Source organism: Cohnella fermenti, from assembly GCF_004801405.1.
Taxonomy (GTDB): domain Bacteria; phylum Bacillota; class Bacilli; order Paenibacillales; family Paenibacillaceae; genus Cohnella; species Cohnella fermenti.
In genome coordinates this window covers 1-24,525 of the sequence record NZ_SSOB01000039.1, presented here as the reverse complement: position 1 = coordinate 24,525, position 24,525 = coordinate 1, and the positions used below count along the sequence as shown (strand labels likewise).

Sequence of the window (24,525 nt, the reverse complement as noted above, 5' to 3'; positions counted from 1 at the left end):
GAATGGCTGATTTTATTGCAACCGCGAACCCGGGCTTCGCCCCGTTCGCGATGGAAGAATTGAGAAGAAGCTTCCCCGGCATTCAGCAATCTGGGCTTGCTCCGGGAGAGACGTTCAAGGTGTCTGCGGGAGAGGCGTCCGAAGAGGAATGGGTTGCTCTTCTGAAGAAGAAGGAGCCGATCTTCCTGCGGCATGTGTTCCCCGTCGGCGCGGAAGAGCCGATCTCGGACTCGCAGGAAGAGACGGCGGCGGCTCTCGCCCGGTTCGCTTCGTTGGTTGCGGACAAGCTCAAGGGGAAGAAGGTTGCCGTGCAGGTGCGCAAGTCGCCCAGCAGCATCTTCCCGTTCTCGAGCGCGGAAGGCCGCGATGCGGTCGCTCCCGTCCTGCGCGAGCTGGGAGCGGAAGTGACGGCGCGGGACGCGGATTGGATTCTGTCCGTTTATGCAGCGAAGAGATCGCTCTATCTCGGCTTGTCCCGTCCGGACGACAATCTGTCGGACTGGCCGGGCGGCGCGGTGCGGTTCCGCCGCGACGAAGGGCTTGTCTCGCGCGCGGCGTTTAAGCTGCTGGAGGCGGAGAAGGCGTTTAACCTGCCGCTCAAGAGCTTCATGCACGCGCTCGATCTCGGGGCGGCGCCGGGCGGCTGGACCTCCGTGCTGTTGGAGCGCGGCGTCAAGGTGACGGCCGTCGACCCGGCGGAGATGGACGAGTCGCTGCTGCTTCATCCGCATCTGCGCCATCTGAGGAAGAACGCCGCCGAGGTCAAGTTCGCGCCGGGCTCGTTCGATCTGCTCGTCTGCGACATGAGCTGGGACCCGCACCATACGTGCCGGATCGTCTCCGAGCTTGCTCCGGCGCTGTCGGCGGGCGCCTCCGGCATCATCACGCTGAAGCTGATGTACCGCAAGCCGATGCAGACGATTCAGGACCTGCTCGCCGAATACAAGAAGCACTTCGAGATTCGCAAGGTGAAGCAGTTGTTCCACAACCGCGAAGAAGTTACAATATGGGTGAAGCGACGGCCTTAATGTTTATTGTGAGCGCCGTTTCGCCCAGAGGACCGCACGGGAAAGCATCCCGCGTCGGCAGACGAGCCGCATCAGGCTCTCTGCTTGCGCGGGATTTTTTTTGGCTGGAATGGATGATCGACGGACGCAAATCCGGGGCCGTCTCCGAATGCTGTAAGGAGACCTGCCCTTCCTCGGGGGAGATGAAGGGATATGGAGATCAGACAAGAGCGGCCGTTCGCCGGGCTTCCGGCCGCAGGCGAGCTGTTCGCGGAGCGCTATCGCGTGCGGATGCCGATCGGGCGGGGCGGGATGGGAAGCGTCCTGCTCGCCGAGGACGAGCGGCTGGGCGGCAAGCTCAGGGCGCTCAAGTTCGTCGGGCCGCTGCCCGGCGAGGAGTCGCCGGCGGAGGAACGGTTCCTTGCCGAAGCGCGGCTGCTGAGCCGGCTTCAGCATCCGAACCTTCCGCAGATCGTCGATTATTACCGGCCGGACGGCGGGCTGCCGGCGTGCATCGTCATGGATTACATTGCCGGAGAATCGCTGCAGCAGCGCTGGCTTAATCAAGGACTGCGCCTGCCGTTCGCCGAGATCGTCCATTACCTGATCGAGCTGTGCGACGTGCTTCGCTACCTTCACGCGCAGCGGCCGCCGATCGTGTTCCGCGACCTGAAGCCCGCCAATGTCATGATCGACAGACAGGGCCGGGCGATTCTTGTCGACTTCGGCATCGCCAGAACCTACCGGGAGAGCGCCGCTTCGGATACGATGCGGCTGGGCACGCCCGGCTTCGCGTCTCCGGAGCAGCTTCGCGGGCTGCAATCGGACGAGCGAACCGACCTGTACGGGCTCGGCGCGCTCGCCTATTACTTGCTGTCGGGAGGCGAGCTTGCTTCCCGCGGGTATCGCCCGGACGCCTGCCGCGAGGACGTGCCGCGCCGGTTCCGCGACTTGCTGTCGCGGCTGCTTGCGCCGCTGCCGACCGATCGTCCGGGCAGCGCTCAACTGCTGTACCGCGAGCTTCAAGGCTTGGCAGCCGGGAGCGGCGGCGCGGGAGGGACGATGCGGGAGGAGAAGCGGGGTGCGGCCGAGGGCGGCGAAGCGAAGCCGGCTCGCGCGGGAAGAGGCGGCGGTCCGGAGCTTGTGGCCGTCGTCTCGGCTTATCCGGGCGCGGGCGCCACCTATGTCGCGCTCGCGCTCTCCGCGCGGCTGACGGCGCTCGGCGCGCCGCACTCCGTCGCGGAATGCCCCGGCGGCGAGCCCGAGCTGTTCGCCTGGCTGGACGGGGAGCGGCGGAAGCCGCCCCGCTGCGCCTATTGCGATCCTGCCGGCATGCTGCCCGCCGCCCCGGCCTGGAAGCGCGGCCGGGCGGCCTGTTATCCGCTCGATCCGGAGGACGGTTCGCGCCGCCCGCCGGAAGCGGCGTTCGCGGCTTGGCTGCGGCGGCTGGACGGACGGATCGTCCTGCTTGACGTGTCGAGCCGCTGGGAGCATCCGGCCGTCGAGGATTGGGTCGCGCGCCATGCGGACCGGATTCTGTTCGTCGCGGATTCGCTGCCGCTCCGCTGGAGCGGACGGCGGCAGCAGGCGGCGCTCCGCCTGATGGAGGCCGCCCGTTCCCGCGGAGCGGAGACGGGCTGGCTCGCGAACCGCGATTATCCATTCGCGGGCCGGGACGAATGGCTCGGCATGCTGCCCGAAGCGCCGCTGCTGTCCATCCCGCTCGTCCCGTACGCCGAAGCGGCAAGCAGGCTATGGAGCGGCGAGCTGCCATCGATCGGCGGAGCGGCGGAAGCCGCCTGCGACCGTCTGCTCGAGCGGCTGTGGGAGAATCGGCCCATGCGATAGCAGGGTACTTCGGGCCAGGCAAAGGTTGGCATCGAACAAACGGGACAAGCATGATACAATGGAGTGTAGAGACGGCATCCATAGTTGGGAATGGAAGCGCATCTACTCTTGCCCGTCGGCTTCGCGTAGGACTTGTTGCCCAGATGGGCATCCTGTATGCGCAGGACCGCTCGGGAAGATCCGGTATAGATAAACGCGAGGAGCCCTGTCGGGGATAACCGCTTCGAAGACGGAGCAAACGAATGCGATGAGGTGAATCATGAGCGAGAATATATTGATTATCGAAGACGAGGATGGCATCGCCCGCATTCTTCAGCTTGAGCTGGAGCATGAGGGCTATACGGTGAAGCGCGCCAAGGACGGGCGCACGGGCCTTGAGATGGCCGCGGCCGGGGATTGGGATCTGATGCTGCTGGACGTCATGCTTCCGGGGCTCAACGGCATCGAGGTGCTGCGGCGCGTCCGCCAGAACGACCAGGCGACGCCGGTGATCCTGCTGACGGCGCGCGATACGGTGCCGGACAAGGTGAGCGGGTTCGAGCACGGCGCGAACGATTATGTCACGAAGCCGTTCGCGATGGAGGAGCTGCTTGCCCGCGTGAGGAACCTGCTGCGAATCTTCAAGGCTTCGCGGGAAGGCGAGAACGAGGACGTGCTGCGCATCGGCGATCTGACGATCGAACTGATGACGCGCAAGGTGTTCCGCAAGGACCACGCGATCGACCTGACGCCGCGGGAATTCGAGCTGCTCCTGTACCTCGCCAAGCACAAGAACGAGGAGAAGACGCGCGAGGAGATTCTCTCGGACGTCTGGGGCTACGAGTATATCGGCGACACGAACGTCGTGGACGTGTATATTCGATACCTGCGGCAGAAGATGGACAAGGGGTATCGGCATAAGCTGCTCCACACGGTCCGGGGCGTCGGCTACATGGTGAAGGAGCCCGATGCATGACTCTCCGCTCGCGCTTCACGCTTTTCACCGTATTCTGGTTGATCTTCATTCTTATTCTGTATAACATCTTCGTTTACTTCTTCGTCATCCGCGTCACGACGCGGGGAGAGATGCAGATCATGGCGAACAAGACCGATCTGATCGTGGAGACGCTGCGCAAGAGCGACATGGAGGGCATCGACGACCCGAAGCTGCTGAGCGACATGTACAACGCCAACGAGATGATGCGCATCGTCAATAAGGACATGGAAGTCGTCAACAGCGTCGGCATCGACAAGGAGCTGAAGTCGATCACGCCGGTCATCGCGAACGTCGGGCGCTCCGAGACGGTGCGGATCAGCGGACAGCGCGTCCTCGTCTATTCGCAGCCGCTCTATAATCATAATGAGCTGATCGGCGTTGTCGAAGGCATCAGGCGGCTTACCGTGCTCGACGGTTATCTGCAGATTCTTGTCGGCGCGCTGAGCGCAACAAGCGTCGGCGCGGTCGTCTTCGCGATCTTCGGAACGTATTGGTTCACCTCCCGGCTCACCGGGCCGATCGGTCAGATGGTTCAGACGATGAAGGAGATCGACCGAAGCGGGAAGCTGCACCAGGTGAAGCTTGGGCGGGAGGAATCGATCGAGCTGCAGCAGCTCATTCGCGCGTTCAACCAGATGATCGACCGGCTGGACCGGACGATCGAACGCCAGAAGCAGTTCGTCGCCGACGCTTCCCACGAGCTGAAGACGCCGCTGACCGTCATCAGCAGCTATGCGGACATGCTGAAGCGATGGGGCAAGGACAACGACGAGGTGCGCGACGAGGCGATCGAAGCGATCGGCAGCGAGACGGAGCGGCTCAAGAAGCTGACCCATTCGATGCTGACACTTGCGGAAGCCGAGCAGGACGAATGGCTGCAGGTCGAGCGCTTTAACGTCGTCGCGGTGCTGAGAGAGCTTGCCGGCGTGCTCGGCACAACGTTCCAGCGCGAGATTCGCGTTCACGCTCCGAACCCCAACGTGCACATGCTGGGGGACAAGGACAAGATTCGCCAGCTCGTGCAGATTCTGATCGACAACGCGCTGAAGTACAGCAAGGAGCCGGTCGACGTGCGCGTCCGGCTCGACCGCAACCTCGTGAAGCTCGAGGTGACCGACTACGGAATGGGCATTGCCGAGAGCGAGATTCCGTTCCTGTTCGAGCGGTTCTACCGGGTGGACGAGGCGCGCCATCGCTCCACGGGCGGCAGCGGGCTCGGGCTCTCGATCGCGAAGAAGATCGTGGACGTGCACGGGGGCCACGTGGAAGTGTTCAGCAAGATCGGCGTCGGAACGACGATCGTAATCCAGTTCCCCCGCAACCTGCATCTGACTTAAGCGGGCAACCGGCTTCCCCGGACAACGGGAAGGCCGGTTGTTGCCGTTCTGAGCTGGCGACGGCGTCGAGAAGCGTGCGGCGGAAGACGCTTGCTCCTTGAGCGTATCTCCTTATAATAAGGGGAGAGAAAGGATGGATGATCGCTTGAGAATGAGAGTTTCTTCCGTGCAATTCGCCCTTCGCGATGCCGATAGCTTCGAGGAGTGGGCGGAGCAGGTTGTTCACTACGCAAGGAACGCCTCCGAATACGGCGCGAAGTTCGTGCTGTTCCCGGAATTCATCACGACGCCGCTGCTTGCCATCGGCGATACGAGCGGCAAGGGACGGCCGATTGCCGAGCTTCCGGCTTATACGGACCGCTACGTCGAGCTGTTCTCCGGGCTGGCCCGCGAGTACGGCATGTACCTTATCGCCGGCACCCACGTTACGAGCCTTGGGGACAAGCTCCGGAATACGGCCTTCCTGTTCCTGCCGGACGGACGTTATCGCACGCAGGACAAGATTCATATCACGCCGTCGGAGCGGGACGAATGGAAGGTGACCGGAGGAGACGGAGTCGCCGTCTTCGATACGGAATACGGCCGCATCGCCGTCCTGACGTGCTATGACATCGAATTCCCCGAGATCGTTCGCATGGTGCGGGCGAAGGGGGCGGACGTCATCTTCTGTCCTTCGTGTACGGACGACCGGCACGGCTTCTACCGGGTTCGCTACTGCTGCCATGCGCGGGCGGTGGAGAACCAGGTGTACATCGTGACGACCGGCACCGTCGGATCGTTGCGCAAGGTCGACTTCATGCGCGCGAACTACGGTCAGGCGGCGGTCATCGCGCCGAACGATATTCCGTTCCCGCCGCGCGGCATCCTGTGCGAGGGCGAGATCGGCGAGGATATGCTGATCACGGCTGACCTGGATCTGTCGCTTCTCGAGGACGTGCGTCGGGCGGGCTCGGTGACGACATGGCGCGATCGCCGCACCGACCTGTATCCGGATTGGAATTGAACGGATTTGATATTAAACGATGCAGGGAGGAAAAGTCATGTATAAGCGCTGGATCGCCACTGACGGGAATCGCTGCGCCCCGGCTGTCATTCGCAATTATACGAGGGAGGACTTCGCGGGGCTGATCGAGGTGCAGAAGCTGAGCTTCCCGCCTCCGTTCCCGTCCGAGCTCTGGTGGAGCGAGGAGCAGCTCGGCGAGCATGTCTCCCGGTTCCCGGAAGGGGCGCTCTGCGCCGAGATGGACGGGCGAATCGTCGGCTCGATGACGGCGCTGCGCCGTACGTTCCGCGACGGGGACCGCCACGATTGGGCGAGCGTTACGGATGACGGCTGCATACGCAATCACGAACCGGACGGGGATACGGTATACGTCGTCGACATCTGCGTCGCGCCCGGCTATCGCCGCTTCGGCTTCGGCAAGTGGCTTATGCAGTCCATGTACGAGACAGTCGTTCATCTCGGCGCGGACCGGCTGCTTGGCGGGGGGAGAATGCCGGGCTACCATTCGGAATCGCCCGGGCTGACCCCGGAAGAGTATGTGGAGCAGGTGGAGGCGGGGGAACGAACCGACCCGGTGCTGACGTTCCTGCTGCGCTGCGGGAGAGTGCCGGTCGGCGTCGTCCGCAATTATCTCGAAGACGAGCAGTCGGGGAGCAACGCCGCGCTGATGGAATGGCGGAATCCTTTTAAATAACGGATGCGAGCCGGAGCATAAGAGCATTGGGAACAAGAACGGTATAGTTGAACGAATGGACTTAACCTGGCAAGTTAAACCCGTAAATGAATACCGTATACAATGGCGAACCGGAAGCTCTTGACCCGTGGCCAGGTTGAGCGAACCAGCACGAAATTTCGACTATATCTCGCGGACTGCGCCTTAAACGAGCGAACCAGCACGAAATTTCGACTATAACTCGCGGACTGCGGCCTAAACGAGCAAATAAGCACGAAATTTCGACTACAATTCGCGGACTGCGGCCTAAGAGAATGAATAAGCATGAAATTTCGACTACATTTCGCGGCCAGCGGCGGTCTGCATCCCAATCGGCCCATTTCGAAACGGGCAAGCTCGTTGGAGTCTCTAAATTTAACTTATACGGAGAAGGAGAGGACGACAATGGCATTGCGCTATCACCATATCGCTTCGATCGAGGACCCGTTCTTCGCGAAGATGCACCGCTTGATGGGGGAGGTTTTCCCGCCGGAGGAGGTGCTGGCCTATGAGCTGTGGAGGGAGCCGCTGCTCGATCCGACGATTCAGGTCTGCGTGGCGATTCACGAGGACGAGGTCGTCGGAGCGACCGAATACCGCTATCGCCCGGAGCTTCAGGTCGCGATGACGGACTTCACGATTATCGGCAGAACCGGCCTTGGCATCGGACGGTTCCTGATGGTCGAACGCGAGAAGCATCTGAAGCGGCTCGAGCGGGAGTCTGGCGTGCCTTCGCTCGGCATGTTCGCGGAGATCTACAATCCCGAAGCGGATGCGACAAGCGCGCTCTCGTTCGGCAAGGTTGCCCCGATGCATCCGTCGGTTCGCCGCGAGGTGCTGTCGCACGTCGGCTACAAGAAGCTGGACCTTGCGTACGTCCATCCGTCCTGGGACCATGAGGGCAAAGCCGTTCAAGGGCTGGACTTCTGCTTCCGCCCGGCGGACGAAGACGCGGAATCGCTGCCGGCCGAGCTTCCCGTGCGATTCCTGCGGTGGTACTACTCGGCGCTGCCGAACAAGCCGCGCGAATGGGAAGAGATGATGGCGAGCCTTGAGGAGAAGGGCACGGTGGCGCTGCTGCCTCTGTAAGCATAAGCAGGATGGGATTGAGTAACGGATGAGAATAACGGTGCTGGGCAACGGGGATTCGCTTGGAACTCCCCGGGTGTATTGCGAATGCGCGGTGTGCGAGGAAGCAAGAAGCGGCGGGCGGAACGCGCGGCTGAGGCCGTCCGTCTGGCTCGAGTGCGACGGTGAGGCTCCGATGCTGCTCGATTGCGGGCCGGATTGGCGGACCCAGATGGAGAAGCTTGGGGTCCGTCGCGTCGGGCGAGGGCTGCTCACGCATGCGCACTTCGATCATATCGGCGGGCTTGTGGAATGGGCGGACGCGTGCCGCTGGCTTGACACGACGGCCGCCGTGTACGCTCCGCGCGAGGTTATCGGCGAGGTGCTAAGCCGCTTCCCCTGGATCGGCGCGCGCCTCCGCCTGACGGAGAACGATGGCGGCATCGCGTACGGGGGATGGTCGGTCAAGCCGTGGCGAGTCAACCATGGGAAAAACGGCTATGCTTACGCCTATCGCTTCGATCACCCGACAAGCGGCAGCAGTTGGGCGTACTGTTCGGATTCGTTCGACTTGAGCGAGGCGGAGAAGCGGCCGCTGCGGGGCGTCGACCTGCTCGTGCTCGGAACGAGCTATTACAAGGAGCCGTATGCGCGCGAGACGAGATCCTTGTACGACGTAACCGAAGGGCTGGAGCTGGTCCGGGAGGTCGGGGCGAAGATGGCGGTGTTCACGCATCTGTCGCACGACATCGATGTTCGCAAGGACTACGGGCTGCCTCCGAACGTGAGGCTGGCGCAGGAAGGGCTTGTTCTGACGATCGGTTAGCAGGGCGCGGGTTGGCGAAGCGCTTGCGGAGCGCCCCGCGCTCAGTCGCGCGAGCGGATGACGAGCAGGCGGCCTTCGCCGAGGCGAATCGTGCCGGAACGGCCGGCGAGCTCGTTGCTGACTCCGAGCGACATGCCGATCCGCAGCGTCGCGTCGTTTAACGGATAGACGAACCCGTCAAGCGTAATTCCGCTCGCCTCCGGCGTCAGCGGGAGCAGCGAGACGACGGGGAAGCTGTCGTCCGCTTCCAGCGCTTGGCTCGAAGGGCCGGTCAGCAGGCCGATCTCGTTGTGCTCGTCCCGAAGCCGCGCTTCGCAGCCTTCGGAGGCGGCGAGAGCGAGCAGATGGACGTTCGCGAGGCTGTGGTCGAAGCGGCTGCCGAGACCCCCGACGATCAGAATGCGGCGGTACCCCCGGTCGATCGCTTCGCGGACGGCAAGCTCGGTGTCCGTCCAGTCCTTGTCGACGGGGTCGAAGCCCAATGTCTCGTCCGACATCGCCCGCACAAGCGCAAGCTCGCGTTCGTCGATCGAGTCGAAGTCGCCGAGCGCAAGATGCGGGCGGATGCCCCGCTCGGCGAGGAAGAGGGCTCCGCTATCGGCGCCGATCCGGTAGTCGTCTTCCGCGATGATGTCCGCGGCCCATTCGCCGAGACGGCCTCCCGTAACAATAATTGCTCTATTCCAAGGCGAATTCGCCATCATGTCGTCACTCTCCACCTATTCGGGCCGCCATCGCGAAGCGCCTAGGACGCGCTTCCGAGTTGACGGCGAAGATTCAAACTACAGTATACCTTATGGAAGGAGGACTGCCCATGTCTTATTCGGTATTGTTCGTGTGCTTGGGCAATATTTGCCGGTCCCCGATGGCCGAAGCGGTATTCCGCGAGCGGGCGGCGAAGGCGGGTCTTGCGAATGTGACGATCGACTCGGCCGGAACGGGAGACTGGCATATCGGCAAGCCGCCGCACGAAGGAACGCGGGCGGTGCTCGATGCCAACCGCATCTCGTACGACGGTATGAAGGCGCGCAAGCTGAAGAAGGAGGACGGGGAGGCGTTCGACCTCATCGTTGCGATGGATTCCAACAACGAGCGGGACATTCGCTCGGTCGTCGGAGCGAACTCGCGGGCGGAGGTCATCCGCTTCTTGTCGCTCGTGCCGGAGAGAGGCCTCGACGATGTGCCCGACCCGTATTATACGGGCAACTTCGACGAGGTTTACGAGATGGTAGGAGAAGGCTGCGATCGGCTTGTCGAACGAATCGCCGATTTAAGGTGATTGTTCGCATCAGCGCCGCTTCCGATGATACACCGAACACCCGCCGGCTGCTCTTGGCCGGCGGGTGTTCGCGTTACATATGCGCGTCCGGACCGAGGAACGCGCCGAGCGCTTCGGGCAGCTCGGATTGCCAGAAGCCCCACTTGTGCTCGCCGTCCTTCTCGCGGTAATCGACGTAGGCGCCGCGCGCTTCGAGCGTCGTCCGGGCGGTCCGGTTCAACTCGACGAAGTTGTACGTGCCGTGATCGGTCTCGTACAGCGTCTCGCGAAGCCCGACGGTCATCCACAGCGACAGCGCCGACAGATCCTGGTACGACTGCATCTCGCGGAGGATCTCGTCGTAGTAGGCGCCGGACAGCGACAGAATGCGGGTGAACAACTGGGGGTAACGCAGAGCGAGCGAGAGGCTGACGGCCCCTCCCAGCGAATCTCCGGCGAGCAGGCGTTCCTCGGGAACGCGGCGGACGGAGAAGTTATTTTCCACATAGGGAAGAAGCTCTTCCGCGACGAAGCGGACATAAGCCGAGTGGCGCTCGCCGTCCGTGCGGTATTCCGAAGTCCGGTGATGTTTATCGACATCGATGCCGACAATAATAAAGGGGTCCCAGTCGCTCTCGAGGATCAACCGATGGGAGATCGTCGCGACCCGGCCGAAGTTGAAGAAGTCCTCGCCGTCCTGACAATAGACGACGGGATAGCTGAGCAATTCCTGGTAGCCTGGGGGAAGATAGACGCGAATCGTGCGAACGCCTTCCTTCAATAATTGGCTTGGCACCTCGTGCCGTACGATCGTTCTCTTGGTGACGGATATGTCGCTCATTCTGGCGGATACTTCCTTTCATTGGAGATGATTCTACGTATGGCGAACCATTGGCATGGGTACACCATAGGGAAGAGTGGAGGGATTTGTCAATAGGATCGGACTGTGTTTGCCAATCTGCGGCGCGAATTCGAATCATGACGAACGCTGATCTTATCTGCCGCAAGCCTTGCGGGGGAACGGCATGTAAGCTTTTTCATGAGGCATTGTATTACTGTGTTACCTATAAAAATTTAATCTGTACTACAAACATTGCGAGGGACAAAGTGAAGAAAAATCAATGAAAATGGCTATTTTTCTTTGACCTTCCGAGTCATACAGGTTTATAATAATCCTATAACAGAAACTCCCCTTCCACAATTCCAGACGAGGTGAGCGATAATGAGTAAAGGTTCTTTGGACGCTCCGGCGAAGCCGGTTAACTCTCTTACGCACGAGGTGCACTCGGAAGATGTAGCCCCGTTGCAGGTATTGTCTCCGGAAGGAGAAGTCATCAATCCGGATTACATGCCGGATCTGACGGACGAACAGCTTAAAGAAGTCATGTACCGCATGGTCTTCACCCGCGCGTGGGACGATCGCGCCATCAACCTGGGACGTCAAGGACGCCTGGGCTTCTATGCGCCGGTATCCGGTCAGGAAGGCACGATGGTCGGCAGCGAATACGCTCTGACCAAGGAAGACTTCGTCTGCCCGGGCTACCGCGACATGCCGCAGATCGTCTGGCACGGCTTGCCGATGTACCAAGCGTTCCTGTATTCGCGCGGCCACCAGCACGGCGGCCAGATTCCAGAAGGCGTCAACGTTCTGATGCCGCAGATCATCATCGGCGCGCAGATCCTGCACGCGACGGGCATCGCCATGGGCTTCAAGCTGAAGGGCGAGAAGCGCGTCGCCATCACGTACACCGGCGACGGCGGCTCCTCCGAGGGCGACTTCTACGAAGGCCTGAACTATGCCGGTTCGTTTAAGCTGCCGGTTATCTACTTCGTGCAGAACAACGGTTATGCGATCACGACTCCGTTCGCCAAGCAGACGGGCGCCCAATCCATCGCCCACAAGGCGCTGGCAGCCGGCATCCGCGGCCTGCAGATCGACGGCATGGACGTGCTCGCCGTCATCTACGCGGTGCAGCAAGCGGCGGCAATCGCCCGCGACGGCGGCGGCGCTACGCTGATCGAAGCGCTGACGTACCGGTTCCGTCCGCACTCGATGTCCGACGATGCGACGAAGTATCGCACGAAGGAAGAAGAGCAGGAGTGGAGCCTCCGCGATCCGCTGATCCGCTTCGGCAAGTTCCTCGAAGCGAAGGGCCTCTGGTCGGATGAAGACACGGCGCGCGTTCGCGAAGAAGCGAAGAACGCGGTGAACGAGCACATCAAGAAGGCCGAGCAGACCGAGAAGATGACGGTTGCGGGCCTGATCGACAGCATGTTCGAGAACACGCCGGCTCACCTCGAAGAGCAAAAAGCGGACTTCCAATAAAACGCAGCAGCCGATAAACCATAGATGGGAGAGTTAGCAGCATGGCACAAATGAATATGATTGAAGCCATTAAAGACGCGATGCGAGTCGAGCTTCGCCGCGACCAGAACGTGCTGATCTTCGGTGAAGACGTCGGCCACGTCGGCGGGGTCTTCCGTGCGACCGAAGGACTCCAGGCCGAGTTCGGCGAGAACCGCGTATTCGACACCCCGCTCGCGGAATCCGCGATCGGAGGTCTTGCGGTCGGTCTTGGCACGCAGGGCTTCCGCCCGATCGCCGAGATTCAGTTCGTCGGGTTCATCTACGAAGCGCTCGACCAGATGTTCGTTCAAGCGGCTCGCTTGCGCTTCCGTTCCGGCGGCCGCTACAACGCGCCGATCGTCTTCCGCACGCCGTTCGGCGGCGGCGTCAAGGCGGCCGAGCTTCATACCGACTCGCTCGAAGGTCTGGCCATCCAGACTCCCGGCATCAAGGTCATCGTGCCTTCGAACCCTTACGATGCGAAGGGATTGCTGATCTCGGCAATCCGCGACAACGATCCGGTCTTCTTCATGGAGCATCTGAACTTATACCGCGCTTTCCGCGACGAAGTGCCGGAAGGGGAGTACACCGTTCCGATCGGCAAGGCGAACATCGTTCGCGAAGGAGCGGACGTAACGATCATCGCTTACGGCCTTATGGTTCATACCGCGAAGAAGGCGGCAGACGAGCTGGCGAAGGAAGGCATCAACGCCGAGATCATCGATCTGCGTACGCTTATGCCGCTTGACATCGAGACCATCGTGGAATCGCTCAAGAAGACGAATCGCGCGATCGTCGTTCAGGAGGCGCAGAAGACTTCCGGCGCCGCAGCCGAAGTCATCGCCCAGATCAACGAGAAGGCGATCCTTCACCTCGAAGCTCCCGTGCTTCGCGTTGCCGGTCCGGATACGGTTTATCCGTTCGCCCAGATCGAAGATACCTGGCTGCCGACGCCGGCCCGCATCGTGAAGGCGGCCAAGCAAGTGCTGGAGTTCTAATCACGCGCATAAGACAGGAGGATTCGACGTGGCTCGATTCGAATATCGGTTCCCCGAGCTCGGAGAAGGATTGCATGAAGGCGAAATCGTCAAGATGCACATCGCTCCGGGGCAGTCGGTAACAGACGAAGATATTATTATGGAAGTGCAGAACGACAAGGCGATTGTTGAAGTGCCTTGTCCGGTCAACGGCAAGATTCTGGAAGTGTTCGGCAAGGACGGCCAAGTGATGCACGTGGGCGAAGTCGTCGCCGTCATCGAAGCGGAAGGCGAACTGCCGGAATCGATTCATGCGTCTGACGCCGGCTCCGCCAGCACGGACAACTCGGCCAAGGGCGGCGCCGACACGCAAGGTCAGCCGGCTCAAGCTGCCGCCTCCGCGCCGGCAGCCGAATCGGCAGCTCCAGCCCCTGCGGCGGCAGCTCCGGCGCCGAACGCCGTCGTTCTGGCGACGCCGAGCATCCGCAAGCTGGCCCGCGAGAAGGGCGTCAACATCGCGAGCGTCGGCGGCACCGGCAAGAACGGCCGCATCACTCGCGAGGATGTGATCGCCTTCGCCGAAGGCGGCGCCGCTTCCGCAAGCGCGGCTCCAGCCGCAGCCGAAGCGCCGGCAGCCGCCGGACAAGCCGCTGCAGCTCCTGCCGCGAAGACGGCAGCGCCGGCAGGTCCTGGCGTCGAAGAGCGCGTTCCGTTCAAGGGCATCCGCAAGGCGATCGCGAACGCGATGGTCAAGTCGGTCTACACGGCTCCGCATGTGACGCTGATGGACGAGGTGGACGTCTCCGCACTCGTGGCGCTGCGCTCCCGCGCGAAGCCGGTCGCCGAGAAGAAGGGCGTCAAGCTGACGTACCTGCCGTTCATCGTGAAGGCGCTCGTCGCCGCGTGCCGCGAGTTCCCGGTCATGAACGCGATGATCGACGAGGCGGCCAACGAGATCGTCTACAAGAAGTATTACAACATCGGCATCGCAACCGATACGGAGAACGGCCTGATCGTTCCGGTCGTCTTCGATGCGGATCGCAAGAACATCTGGAACATCGCGAACGAGATTCGCGACCTGGCCGGCCGCGGCCGCGACGGCAAGCTTACCGCGGGCGAGCTGAAGGGAAGCACAATCTCGATCACGAACATCGGCTCCGCCGGCGGCATGTTCTTCACGCCGGTCATCAACTTCCCGGAAGTGGCGATTCTCGGCACGGGACGCATCTCCGAGAAGCCTGTCATCAAGAACGGCGAGATTGTCGCGGCTCCGATGATGGCTCTGTCGCTCAGCTTCGATCACCGTATCGTCGACGGCGCTACCGCTCAGAATTTCATGAACTACATCAAGCAGTTGCTCGCAGATCCCGAGCTGCTCGTTATGGAGGTATAAGACATGGTCGTAGGAGACGCTTCTCTTGATATCGATTTGCTCGTCATCGGTGCAGGCCCCGGCGGATATGTCGCCGCAATTCGCGCCGCACAGCTCGGTCAGAAGGTTATTATCGCAGATAAAGGCAACTTCGGCGGCGTCTGCCTGAACGTGGGCTGTATCCCGTCCAAGGCGCTGATCAACGCAGCTCACCATTACGAAGAGATGCTTCACGGCGACAAGTACGGCCTCAAGGCCGAAGGCATCAGCGTGGACTTCGGCAAGGTGCAGGAGTACAAGGGCTCCGTCGTCAACAAGATGACGAGCGGCGTCGAGATGCTGCTGAAGGCGAACAAGGTCGAGATGTTCCGCGGCGAAGTTATGTTCATCAACGAGACCGAAGCCCGCCTGTTCAACGATCAGGAAGCTCCGCGCTACCGCTTCAAGAACTGCATCATCGCGACGGGCTCCCGTCCGATCGAGCTGAAGGCGTTCCCGTTCGGCGGACGTATTCTGTCCTCGACCGAAGCGCTGTCCCTCGCGGAAGTGCCGAAGAGCATGATCGTTATCGGCGGCGGCTACATCGGCGCCGAGCTCGGCCAGATGTATTCGAAGTTCGGCACGCAGATCACGATCCTTGAGGGCGCGGACACGATCATTCCTGGCTTCGACAAGGATATGAGCCAGCTCGTCGTCAAGAAGATGAAGAAGAACAACGTCGAGATCGTGAACGGCGCGCTGGCGAAGAGCGCCGAGCAGACCGACAAGGACATCACGGTTACTTACGAAGTGAAGGGCGAGACGAAGACCGTTACCGCCGAGTACCTTCTCGTTACCGTCGGCCGTCGTCCGAACACGGACGGCGAGCTGGGCCTCGACCTCATCGGCGTCAAGGTCGGCGAACGCGGCCTGATCGAAGTCGACGACCAATGCCGCACGAACATCAAGCACATCTTCGCGATCGGCGACATCGTTCCGGGCGCGGCTCTGGCGCACAAGGCTTCCTATGAAGCGAAGGTTGCGGCGGAAGCGATCGCCGGACTGCCTTCCAAGGTCGACTACAAGTGCATCCCGGCCGTCGCATTCACCGATCCGGAGTGCGCAAGCGTTGGCTACACCGAGAAGGAAGCGAAGGACAAGGGCCTGAACGTCAAGTCCAGCAAGTTCCCGTTCGGCGGCAACGGCCGTGCCGTTACGCTTGACGGAGCCGACGGCTTCATGAAGATCATCTCCGACGCGGAGACGGGTCTTGTGTACGGCGCGCAGATCGCCGGCGTCGAATCGTCCAACATCATCGCCGAGCTTGGCCTGGCGATCGAGATGGGCGCGACGGTCGAAGACATCGCGCTGACGATCCACGCTCACCCGACGCTGGGCGAGATCACGATGGACACGGCGGAACTCGCGCTGGGTCATCCGATCCACACGCTCGCTCCGAAGAAGTAAGGGGCCTTCCCCTACGCACCAGGATCAGCATAATCAAGGAAGAACCCGATCCAAGCAGCTAACGCTGCAGGGATCGGGTTCTTCCGCTTGTGCGCAAGCGCTCATTCATGCGGCTCCAGCCAGATGTCCTCGAAGTCGATCCAGCCGAGCGAATTGAGGCTCGCTCCGCGTATCGAGGAGGGAAGCGTGCGATTGTTGCGTTCGTGGAACAAGAACAGGAGAACGGCCTCGTCCCGCAGGCGCTGCTCGACTTCCCGCAGCATAAGCCGGCGCTCAGGCTGCGTGTCGGCAGCCAGGGAAGCGTCGATGCGCCGGCGAATCCAGCCGTCGCGCTCCGGGTCCAGATAAGCCTTGACGACGCATTGTCCATGCTCGTAGAACTCGACCTCGCACACCTCGTCCTCGGCGAACCCGATGGAGAACAGCGTCATGTCCGCATCCAGCAAGTGCGCGCTGGTCGACGTATCCGCCCAGGAGGAATACGTTACCTCCGCCCGAACGCTCCAGTCCGCTAAGCGGCGAACGATCCAATCGGCGTCGTTCCGATACTTCTCCGAGACCCGCAGTATTACCGGAGAACCGTCGTAACGGCTCTCCCGAAGCGCGGTCCGCACCCGTTCCGGATCGAGCTCGCCGACAGGCATCGCCATGCTGTCCTCGGGCCGGAAGCTGCTCGCCGGCAGCGCGCGATCGCCGGCCAGCTCCCCGATCAGGTCGAGCGGGTTCAGAATCATTCGCACGGCGCGGCGGAACGCCTCGGACTGGTGGGGGCCGTCCCGGTTCATGTTCCAGCAGATAAGCGTGCTGCCGTTGCACAAGCGGATAAGCTGCTGCCGCTCGCTGTCCGCCGCGTCGTCACTTGGCGGGTCCGCCCGGTTGGATTGCACGTTGTGCACAATCTCCGGCATGGCGGAGAACGCCTCCTGGCACTCCTCCGGCATGCGGACGATGCGAACGCCGTCAAGGTAGGGCCTTCCGGCATAATAGCTCGAATGGGCGGCAAGCAGCACGCTGTGCGACGAATAGCTGTGCAGGCGGAACGGCCCGCAGCCGATCGGCAACGACCAGAAGGCGGCCTCGTTCTGCCCGCCCGGGTCTCGCGGAAGGATGGAGGCGGCTGCAGCGCACAGGAAGCGGTCGAAGATCCGGTTCGGACGCTCCAGCCGGAACCGGACGACACGCGGGCCGATCGTCTCGACGGCCGACACCCCGCGAACGATCCAACTGTTCGCCTTGCCGCTTCCGAGTCTCTCGAACGTATATTGGACATCGCTTGAGGTCAGCTCGCGGCCGTCGTGGAACAGCACGCCCTTGCGCAGATAGAACACCCATTCCATCGCATCGGGGGTGCTTGTCCACGTATGGGCGACAGCCGGAACAATCTTCCCTTGCTTCTCGTCGAACTGCACAAGCCGGCCATAGATCTGGCGGATGAGATGGGAGTCGAACGAGAAGTTGACCTCGGCGGGGTCGAGCGTCATGATCGGCCGGAAGATGGGGAATCGCAGCAGATCCTTCGCGTTTAAGTTGTCCGGAGCGATTTTCTGATAGCCGAAGTGTCCGTTCAGCCATTCCATGAACGCTTGCCTGGCGTTCGTGCCGCGGGCGAACCGGTCGAGCAGCTCCAACGCCTGCTTGTAATCGCCGCGTTCCGCGAGGCTGCGGCCCGCCTCAAGCAAGTAATCTTCCTTCTCCCGGCGGAAAGCGATGCGGGACCGATTGCCGCGCCCGCGGCCGGGAGTCCAAGCGACGAGCCGCTCTTCTTCGAGCTTGCGAAGGACGAGCTTCGCGTTCCTGGGCGTGCAATAGAGCGCCGCGGCCGCTTCCTCGACCGTGGCTTCGAAGAACGTATCGCGCGGCCCCTCGCCAGCGAAGCGATCGTATAACGTCAAGTACCTCTCGGCAGTCAGCATAAGTACCTCCGGCGCTGTTGAAGGAATAAAAGGTGAAGCGACATAAGGCGATTCTACTCTTTTTATCCCCTTTTGAGAACCCCATAATGGAGTCAACAGGAGCCGCACAGGAGGAGAAGCCATGATGGATCAAGCGTATATGGTGGCCCAGAAGGTCGAATTCCAATACCGCGAGCTGCAAGCGGAGATGAGGCGGCCGGGCGCGCCGGACGGGGAATGGAACCTTCGCTGTTCGCGCCGGGCGGGAAGAAGAGCCGATCTGCCGGCGACGCTTGCCCGGACGTTGTTCCGGAAGCTGTTCCGCACGTTGCCGCGTTAAGATTTCCCCTTTTGGCGGCGGCCTTCGGGCCGCTTCTTTATATTTTGTTGCCGATTCGACTCGCCCTGCCGGCTTGGGCAAGACTATAATGGTAAAGAGACAGACAGCACGAAGAGAGGGGCACAACCAGCATGAGCGCAGAAGCGAAACCGACGAGCGTCTCCCGCTCGATCAAGACGATGCTTGTTTTTCCGGGGGATACGAATTACCATGGCACGATGTTCGGCGGCAATCTGATGAAGTACATAGACGAGATCTGCGTGATCGCGGCGATGAGGCATTGCGGCAGAAGGGTCGTTACCGCATCGACGGACAGCCTCGACTTCAAATCTCCGGTCTACATGGGCGAGGCGGTCGAGCTCGAGGCGTTCGTCTCCTGGACGGGGCGGACTTCGATGGAGATTTATTGCATCGTGCGGGCGGAGAACCTCGAGAGAGGGGAGCGGCGCACAACCGTCACCTGCTTCAACACGTTCGTCGCCGTCGACGAGAACGGCAAGCCGGCGGAGGTGCCGAAGGTCGTGCCGGAGACCGAGGTGGAGAAGAAGCTGTATGCAAGCGCTCCGGAACGCGCGGAGAGGCGCAGGAACCGCCGCGAGGAGCAATTCTACATCGACGAATAAGCGACGGGCGCTCGTGCGGAAGGGCGCCGTTCCGACCGGCAGGGCCGACAGGAGCCGCCGCGCGTCTCATCGACAGATAAACGGGTTCCATGTAAAATAAGCTGTAAATAACGACAGAAGGTGTGTAGAAATTGCGAAATTATTTGGATTTGCTCCAGGACGTGCTCGATCACGGCGTCAAGAAGGAGGACCGGACGGGAACGGGGACGCTGAGCGTATTCGGCCGGCAGCTTCGCTTCGATCTGAATGAAGGCTTCCCGCTCGTGACAACGAAGCGGCTGCATCTCCCGGCTATTGTGCACGAATTGCTGTGGTTCCTGAGCGGCGAGACGAATATTCGTTATCTGAAGGAGAACGGCGTTACGATCTGGGACGAATGGGCCGACGAGAACGGAGATCTGGGGCCTGTCTACGGCTCGCAATGGAGGGCGTGGGAGACGGCGGACGGCCGCACGATCGACCAGATAGCGGACGTCGTGGCCGCGATCAAGCGCAACCCGGACTCGCGCAGGCACCTGGTCAGCGCCTGGAACGTCGCCGAGATCGACAAGATGAAGCTTCCGCCCTGCCACTTCGTGTTCCAATTCTATGTCGCGGAAGGCAAGCTAAGCTGCATGCTGACGATGCGTTCAATCGATACGTTCCTTGGCCTTCCGTTCAACATTGCATCCTACGCGCTTCTGACCCACATGATCGCCCAGCAATGCGACCTCGGCGTCGGCGAGTTCATCTGGTCGGGCGGCGATACGCATATTTACAGCAACCATGTGGAGCAGGTGAAGCGCCAGCTTGAGCGCGAGCCGTTCCCGCTGCCGCAGCTCGTCATCAGGCGGAAGCCGGACAGCATCTTCGATTACCGTTATGATGACTTCGAATTCGTCGATTACCAGCACCACAAGGGGATTAAAGCGCCGGTAGCCATCTGAATATCCGAACATTCTCCGATGGTTGTGTCGGAATGTTCGGTAGTCAGCTTCGGGGACGATATGGTATGATAGGTGCACACTTGGGGAAAAGGTGATGATATGACGATTACGCTTATCGCGGCGGTGGCGCGGAACGGGGTTATCGGAGCGGACAACGCATTGCTGTGGAGGCTTCCGGCCGACATGAAGTTCTTCAAGAGCCGGACGGTCGGCAAGCCGGTGCTCATGGGCCGCAAGACGTTCGAATCGCTGGGCAGGCCGCTGAAGGACCGCACCAACATCGTCCTGTCGCGGACGCTCGCCGAGGCGCCCGAGGGCTGCATCCTCGTGAGGACTGCGGAAGAGGCGATCGATGTCTACGCCAAGGAAGAGCTGATGGTCATCGGCGGGGCGGAGCTGTATCGTCAGCTTCTCGGCAAGGCGGATCGGCTCGTCCTGACGGAGATTGACGAGAGCTTCGAAGGCGACGCCTTCTTCCCGGCATTCGATCGTGCCGAATGGAACCTCGTCTCGAGCACCGACGGAGTCCTGGATGAGAAGAACAGGCACCCTCATGTATTCTGCATCTATGAACGAAAGCGTGTGTAGACAATTCGTACAAATAATACGGGGAATAGTCCATTCTAGCTTCCAAGGTTGTCTGGTAGGATGATCTATTATTAACGAGGATAGCCGCGAAGCGGCTGGTTCTGGAGTTTGTCGACCAGATACACTTATGCAAGCTGGAATGAGCGCCGCGCGTTCGAAACACCGATAGATGGGGGAAATGAAGATGTCGACGCCTACGGGATTTATGGAATATCAACGCGAGCTTCCGAGTGACCGCGATCCATTGGAGCGAATCAAGGACTGGAACGAGTTCCACCGGATGTTCTCTGAAGAGCAATTGCGCACCCAAGGCTCCCGCTGCATGGACTGCGGAACGCCCTATTGCCATACCGGAATGGAGCTGGCCGGAAGTGCATCCGGCTGCCCGATCAACAACCTGATTCCGGAATGGAACAATTTGGTCTACCGCGGCTTGTGGAGAGAAGCTTACGAACGGCTGTCGAAGACGAACAACTTCCCCGAATTTACGGGACGCGTGTGCCCGGCTCCTTGCGAGGGTTCCTGTACGGTGGGCCTGATCGGCGAACCCGTCACGATCAAGACGATCGAGCAAGCGATCATCGACCGCGCCTTCGAAGAAGGCTGGGTCGTTCCGCAGCCGCCGAAGGCGCGCACGGGCAAGAAGGTAGCCGTCGTCGGTTCCGGCCCCGCGGGACTCGCGGCTGCCGCGCAACTGAACAAGGCGGGACATACGGTAACGGTCTATGAGCGTGCCGACCGTCTGGGCGGCCTTATGATGTACGGCATCCCGACGATGAAGCTCGAGAAGAACATCGTCGAGCGCCGCATCGAGCTTCTTCGCGCCGAGGGCATCACCTTCGTGACGAACACGGAGATCGGCAAGGACATCTCCTCGGAGCAGTTGCTCGCCGAATTCGATTCGGTTGTCCTGTGCGGCGGCGCGACGAAGGCTCGCGGTCTCGGCGATATCGAGGGCGCGAAGCTGAAGGGAATTCATCCGGCGATGGACTTCCTGAATGCGTCCATCAAGAGCTACCTGGACAGCAACCTGGCCGACGGCAACTACATCGATGCCAAGAACAAGCACGTCATCGTCATCGGCGGCGGCGACACCGGCACGGACTGCGTGGCGACGAGCCTGCGGCTTGACTGCACGAGCGTTACCCAGTTCGGCACGCACGCCAAGGCGCCGGACGTGCGCGATTCGGTGAGCAACCCGTGGCCTCAATTCCCGAACGTCTACACGCTCGATTACGCGCATGAAGAGGCGAAGGCGCTGTACGGAGAAGATCCGCGCGCGTTCTCCGTCCTGACGAAGAAGTTCGTCGGCGACGAGAACGGCAACGTGAAGGAGCTTCACACGGTTCAGATTCGCCGTTACGTCGACGAGCAAGGCCGCAAGATTTACGAAGAGATTGCGGGAACCGAGAAGGTATGGCCGGCCGATCTCGTTCTGGTCGCCGTCGGCTTCGAAGGGCCGGAGCGGACAATCATCGATCAGCTCGGTCTTGAGACGGATCGCCGCTCGAACGTCAAGGCTGCATACGGCAAGTACAAGACGAGCGTCGACAAGGTGTTCGCCGCCGGCGACATGCGCCGCGGACAGAGTCTTATCGTCTGGGCCATCAATGAAGGCCGCGAAGCGGCTCGCGAAGTCGACAAGTATCTGATGGGCTCCTCGATGCTTCCGTAAGACGCGCGAGCTCGTGCGAACAAGCTGTTACGAATACGTGGGCAGAGGGTTGTCTGCGGCCGGGAATTGCCGGTCGCAGGCAGCCCTCTTGTCCCGTTCGAAGGAGGAATGCGGAATGATCAAATACGGAGACGACCGGATCACGCAACTGCAGTTCGCGCAATTCATCCCGAGAATCGAGCGCCGCGACGAGCAATGGGTGGACGTCGAGCTGCGCTTCGAGACGAAGCCGGGGACGGATGAGATGCCCTCCGATGTCATCGACCTGACGGCGCTTGCGATCTGCACCCGCGCGGGTCATCCGATCCAGATCGAAGCGCAGGATGAAGGCTGCGACAGCGAATATCAGTTCACGGTATTCGAGAAGGAGCAGATCGAAGCGTATTTGCGCAGCGAAGCGATGCAGGCAGCGATTCGCAACGCGTGACGTTCGGTTCCTCGGGCGTTCCTTGCGACTCGTCCATTCTCCAAAACTTCCCTCTATGGTAAACTAGACGATAGAGCAAGAGATTCGTTCGGTTGCCGATCGGAGCGCAAGCTGAGCGGAGAAGCCGAGGAGAGGACGGGGAGCGAATGGAGCCAGCCGTGTTGCTGTCGCCGTCGGACGTCTCGGTCATACGCCGATATGTCCAGACGAAGTATGCCCCGTTGCCGAAGGCAAGGCAGGCGGAGATCGTGGCGGAAGCGGTTCGAGGAACGATCGAGCGCCGTCTGCCCGAGCTGGATTCGCTCCTTAAGCAGCGAATTACCCGCGAGCTGATCCGCCGCTGCCTGATCGGCGAGAGCCGCGAGGTCGTGCCGGAGGACGTGCTCGATGTGTGCGCGGACCTGGCTCCCGGCGAGGCGGAGCGGCTGCTGGATCTGGACCGGCTGCATACGTGGCTGGAGGAGCGCGAGCGGGGACGATGGAGCCGGGAGCAGCTCGCCTCCCGGCTTGCTGGAAGCCGCCCGGGGCCGGGGATGAGGATGGGATCGGGGACGAATATCGCGGATTTTCCCGGCGAGTCCCTTGCGATGGCATCAAGCGATGATGCCGCCGCGTCGGCCCGCCTGCGCGGAAGCAGGGGGCGAAGGTTAATATGGGGACTGTTGTCCGCTCTGCTCGCGGCGGGAATGGCCCTCTGGGCGCTTCCGGCGCCGGAGCGAACGAACGCCGATCCGCCGGACGAGTTGAATGCGGGAATCGTCCGGGAGAGCGCTGCGACGGAAGCGGACGCGAGCGGGATGCCGGCGCTGCTGCGATTCCGCGAGTTCGAGGAGGAGCCGGTGCTAGGCTACCTGCACAGCCGCGATTCGTTGCTCGCCGAGGAGCCGTACTTCTCGGCCATCGTCGCGAGCGCGGAGGAATACGACGTGAACCCGCTGCTTCTGCTCGCGATCACCGGGCAGGAGCAAGGCTTCGTGCCGAAGTCCGGCCTGCATGCGGAACGGATTGCGAACAATCCGTTTAACGTGTTCCACAGTTGGGAGGAGTACAACACCGACATCCGGGATTCCTCGCGGATCGCCGCGAAGCTGATCGCCAAGCTGGCCGGCTCCGTCCCCAAGGGCGAGGAGCCGATCGCCTGGATGAACCTCAGTTATGCCGAGGACCCGGCCTGGTCAACGGGCGTACGGCTGCTGTTCGAGAAGCTGACCGAGCTATCAGAGCTGTCAGAACTGTCGGAGCCGTCATCGTCGTTATCGTCGTTGTCGTCGGAGGAGGCCGATCTTCCCTAGAGGGAGCCGGATGGACATCGAATCGGGAATAGAGAGAGACGCGAACACGCTGCTGTGTTCGCGTCTTTGGCGTGTTCGGTGTGTTTGGCCTGCGTATGCGGTTATCCGAACCGTGCCTTGTCTATCCCCTTCGGCGGCATTAGGTCTCCTCTCCCGTTCGTTCAGGATAGGGAACATGCGGGGGATTGGGATTACCCGGTGGCAGTGGGGGGACGGCGATGGACGATGCAACGATGGTCGATGGTTGATGGTCGGTAAGGGGAGGTTCCTGAGCCGCGGGGAGAAGAGGCATAAGCGTTCAAACGGGGGATAGTCATCTCGCGAGGACCATAATATGGAATTTATCCAGGCGGATGTTTGGGGCGGCGGGCTTTTGTCGCATTGCGTTACAGAGTCGCCGAATTTTATGCGAAAAATCACATTGGCGCGGCTCGGTAACGGGACATTTGGGCGATTATATGTGAAAAACCAGAGCGACCGAGCATAGGTTGAGTAACTTAGCAGGTGGAAACCCTGCTTGGAAAAGGCGAAGCCACGCCACCAATAGCGAGTCTTGGAGCGAAGCTGGCAACAGAGTCGTTTAAG

General features: G+C 61.3%; 23 protein-coding genes. 20 read left to right on the top strand and 3 right to left on the bottom strand.

Features of this window, described 5'->3' with window-relative positions; translation table 11 throughout:
• The first annotated feature begins 2 nt into the window (after positions 1-2).
• From E6C55_RS24575 to E6C55_RS24540, 8 genes are all read left to right on the top strand, one after another.
• Positions 3-1,028: an SAM-dependent methyltransferase gene (locus E6C55_RS24575; RefSeq protein WP_136372477.1), complete on the top strand. Its 1,026-nt coding sequence runs from the start codon at positions 3-5 to the stop codon at positions 1,026-1,028.
• A 192-nt stretch (positions 1,029-1,220) separates the two neighbouring features.
• Positions 1,221-2,855, top strand: a complete 1,635-nt coding sequence (locus tag E6C55_RS24570) for a serine/threonine-protein kinase (RefSeq protein WP_136372476.1) — start codon at positions 1,221-1,223, stop codon at positions 2,853-2,855.
• Between the two features lie 259 nt (positions 2,856-3,114).
• Positions 3,115-3,810 carry a response regulator transcription factor gene (locus tag E6C55_RS24565; RefSeq protein ID WP_136372475.1) on the top strand — a complete coding sequence of 232 codons (696 nt, stop codon included), beginning with the start codon at positions 3,115-3,117 and terminating at the stop codon, positions 3,808-3,810.
• On the top strand, positions 3,807-5,168 hold the full coding sequence (locus E6C55_RS24560) for a HAMP domain-containing sensor histidine kinase (RefSeq protein WP_136372474.1): 1,362 nt from the start codon (positions 3,807-3,809) through the stop codon (positions 5,166-5,168). Before E6C55_RS24565 ends, E6C55_RS24560 begins: the two co-directional genes overlap by 4 nt.
• A 145-nt stretch (positions 5,169-5,313) precedes the next feature.
• A complete protein-coding gene (locus E6C55_RS24555; protein ID WP_211093643.1) occupies positions 5,314-6,171 on the top strand; it encodes a carbon-nitrogen hydrolase family protein in 858 nt (285 codons plus the stop codon).
• A gap of 37 nt (positions 6,172-6,208) precedes the next feature.
• On the top strand, positions 6,209-6,865 hold the full coding sequence (locus E6C55_RS24550; RefSeq protein ID WP_136372472.1) for a GNAT family N-acetyltransferase: 657 nt from the start codon (positions 6,209-6,211) through the stop codon (positions 6,863-6,865).
• A gap of 429 nt (positions 6,866-7,294) precedes the next feature.
• Positions 7,295-7,972, top strand: coding sequence for a GNAT family N-acetyltransferase (locus tag E6C55_RS24545; protein WP_136372526.1), 678 nt, complete (start codon positions 7,295-7,297; stop codon positions 7,970-7,972).
• 28 nt (positions 7,973-8,000) lie between these two features.
• Positions 8,001-8,777, top strand: coding sequence for an MBL fold metallo-hydrolase (locus tag E6C55_RS24540; RefSeq protein WP_136372471.1), 777 nt, complete (start codon positions 8,001-8,003; stop codon positions 8,775-8,777).
• A 41-nt stretch (positions 8,778-8,818) separates the two neighbouring features.
• On the opposite strand, the gene E6C55_RS24535 is transcribed toward E6C55_RS24540, so the two are convergent.
• Positions 8,819-9,478 (bottom strand): thiamine diphosphokinase, encoded by a 660-nt coding sequence (locus E6C55_RS24535; RefSeq protein ID WP_407923766.1) that lies wholly within the window; start codon positions 9,476-9,478, stop codon positions 8,819-8,821.
• Between the two features lie 113 nt (positions 9,479-9,591).
• On the opposite strand from E6C55_RS24535, the gene E6C55_RS24530 reads away from it, so the two are divergent.
• Positions 9,592-10,056, top strand: a complete 465-nt coding sequence (locus E6C55_RS24530) for a low molecular weight protein-tyrosine-phosphatase (RefSeq protein WP_136372469.1) — start codon at positions 9,592-9,594, stop codon at positions 10,054-10,056.
• A 73-nt stretch (positions 10,057-10,129) separates the two neighbouring features.
• On the opposite strand, the gene E6C55_RS24525 is transcribed toward E6C55_RS24530, so the two are convergent.
• On the bottom strand, positions 10,130-10,876 hold the full coding sequence (locus E6C55_RS24525; RefSeq protein WP_136372468.1) for an alpha/beta hydrolase: 747 nt from the start codon (positions 10,874-10,876) through the stop codon (positions 10,130-10,132).
• 381 nt (positions 10,877-11,257) lie between these two features.
• Here E6C55_RS24525 and pdhA point away from each other — a divergent pair, with 381 nt between their 5' ends.
• From pdhA to lpdA, 4 genes are read left to right on the top strand one after another with little or no spacing between them, the layout of a single operon-like run.
• On the top strand, positions 11,258-12,361 hold the full coding sequence (gene pdhA, locus E6C55_RS24520; RefSeq protein WP_136372467.1) for a pyruvate dehydrogenase (acetyl-transferring) E1 component subunit alpha: 1,104 nt from the start codon (positions 11,258-11,260) through the stop codon (positions 12,359-12,361).
• A 41-nt stretch (positions 12,362-12,402) separates the two neighbouring features.
• Positions 12,403-13,380, top strand: coding sequence for an alpha-ketoacid dehydrogenase subunit beta (locus tag E6C55_RS24515; protein ID WP_136372466.1), 978 nt, complete (start codon positions 12,403-12,405; stop codon positions 13,378-13,380).
• A gap of 28 nt (positions 13,381-13,408) precedes the next feature.
• On the top strand, positions 13,409-14,752 hold the full coding sequence (locus E6C55_RS24510) for a dihydrolipoamide acetyltransferase family protein (protein ID WP_136372465.1): 1,344 nt from the start codon (positions 13,409-13,411) through the stop codon (positions 14,750-14,752).
• A gap of 3 nt (positions 14,753-14,755) precedes the next feature.
• Positions 14,756-16,177 carry a dihydrolipoyl dehydrogenase gene (lpdA, locus tag E6C55_RS24505; protein ID WP_136372464.1) on the top strand — a complete coding sequence of 474 codons (1,422 nt, stop codon included), beginning with the start codon at positions 14,756-14,758 and terminating at the stop codon, positions 16,175-16,177.
• Between the two features lie 101 nt (positions 16,178-16,278).
• On the opposite strand, the gene E6C55_RS24500 is transcribed toward lpdA, so the two are convergent.
• Complete coding sequence (locus E6C55_RS24500) at positions 16,279-18,090, bottom strand: ABC transporter substrate-binding protein (RefSeq protein WP_168735863.1); 1,812 nt, start codon at positions 18,088-18,090, stop codon at positions 16,279-16,281.
• 121 nt (positions 18,091-18,211) lie between these two features.
• Between E6C55_RS24500 and E6C55_RS24495 the strand changes: the two genes are divergently transcribed.
• From E6C55_RS24495 to E6C55_RS24465, 7 genes are all read left to right on the top strand, one after another.
• Positions 18,212-18,409: a hypothetical protein gene (locus E6C55_RS24495; RefSeq protein WP_136372462.1), complete on the top strand. Its 198-nt coding sequence runs from the start codon at positions 18,212-18,214 to the stop codon at positions 18,407-18,409.
• Positions 18,410-18,540: 131 nt separating this feature from the next.
• Positions 18,541-19,032 carry an acyl-CoA thioesterase gene (locus tag E6C55_RS24490; RefSeq protein ID WP_136372461.1) on the top strand — a complete coding sequence of 164 codons (492 nt, stop codon included), beginning with the start codon at positions 18,541-18,543 and terminating at the stop codon, positions 19,030-19,032.
• Between the two features lie 131 nt (positions 19,033-19,163).
• Positions 19,164-19,958, top strand: a complete 795-nt coding sequence (gene thyA / locus E6C55_RS24485; RefSeq protein WP_136372460.1) for a thymidylate synthase — start codon at positions 19,164-19,166, stop codon at positions 19,956-19,958.
• Positions 19,959-20,057: 99 nt separating this feature from the next.
• Positions 20,058-20,546 carry a dihydrofolate reductase gene (locus E6C55_RS24480; RefSeq protein WP_136372459.1) on the top strand — a complete coding sequence of 163 codons (489 nt, stop codon included), beginning with the start codon at positions 20,058-20,060 and terminating at the stop codon, positions 20,544-20,546.
• A gap of 184 nt (positions 20,547-20,730) precedes the next feature.
• A complete protein-coding gene (locus E6C55_RS24475) occupies positions 20,731-22,221 on the top strand; it encodes a glutamate synthase subunit beta (protein WP_136372458.1) in 1,491 nt (496 codons plus the stop codon).
• Positions 22,222-22,336: 115 nt separating this feature from the next.
• Positions 22,337-22,648: a hypothetical protein gene (locus E6C55_RS24470; RefSeq protein ID WP_136372457.1), complete on the top strand. Its 312-nt coding sequence runs from the start codon at positions 22,337-22,339 to the stop codon at positions 22,646-22,648.
• A gap of 146 nt (positions 22,649-22,794) precedes the next feature.
• Positions 22,795-23,940: a glucosaminidase domain-containing protein gene (locus tag E6C55_RS24465; protein WP_211093642.1), complete on the top strand. Its 1,146-nt coding sequence runs from the start codon at positions 22,795-22,797 to the stop codon at positions 23,938-23,940.
• Positions 23,941-24,525 lie beyond the last annotated feature (585 nt).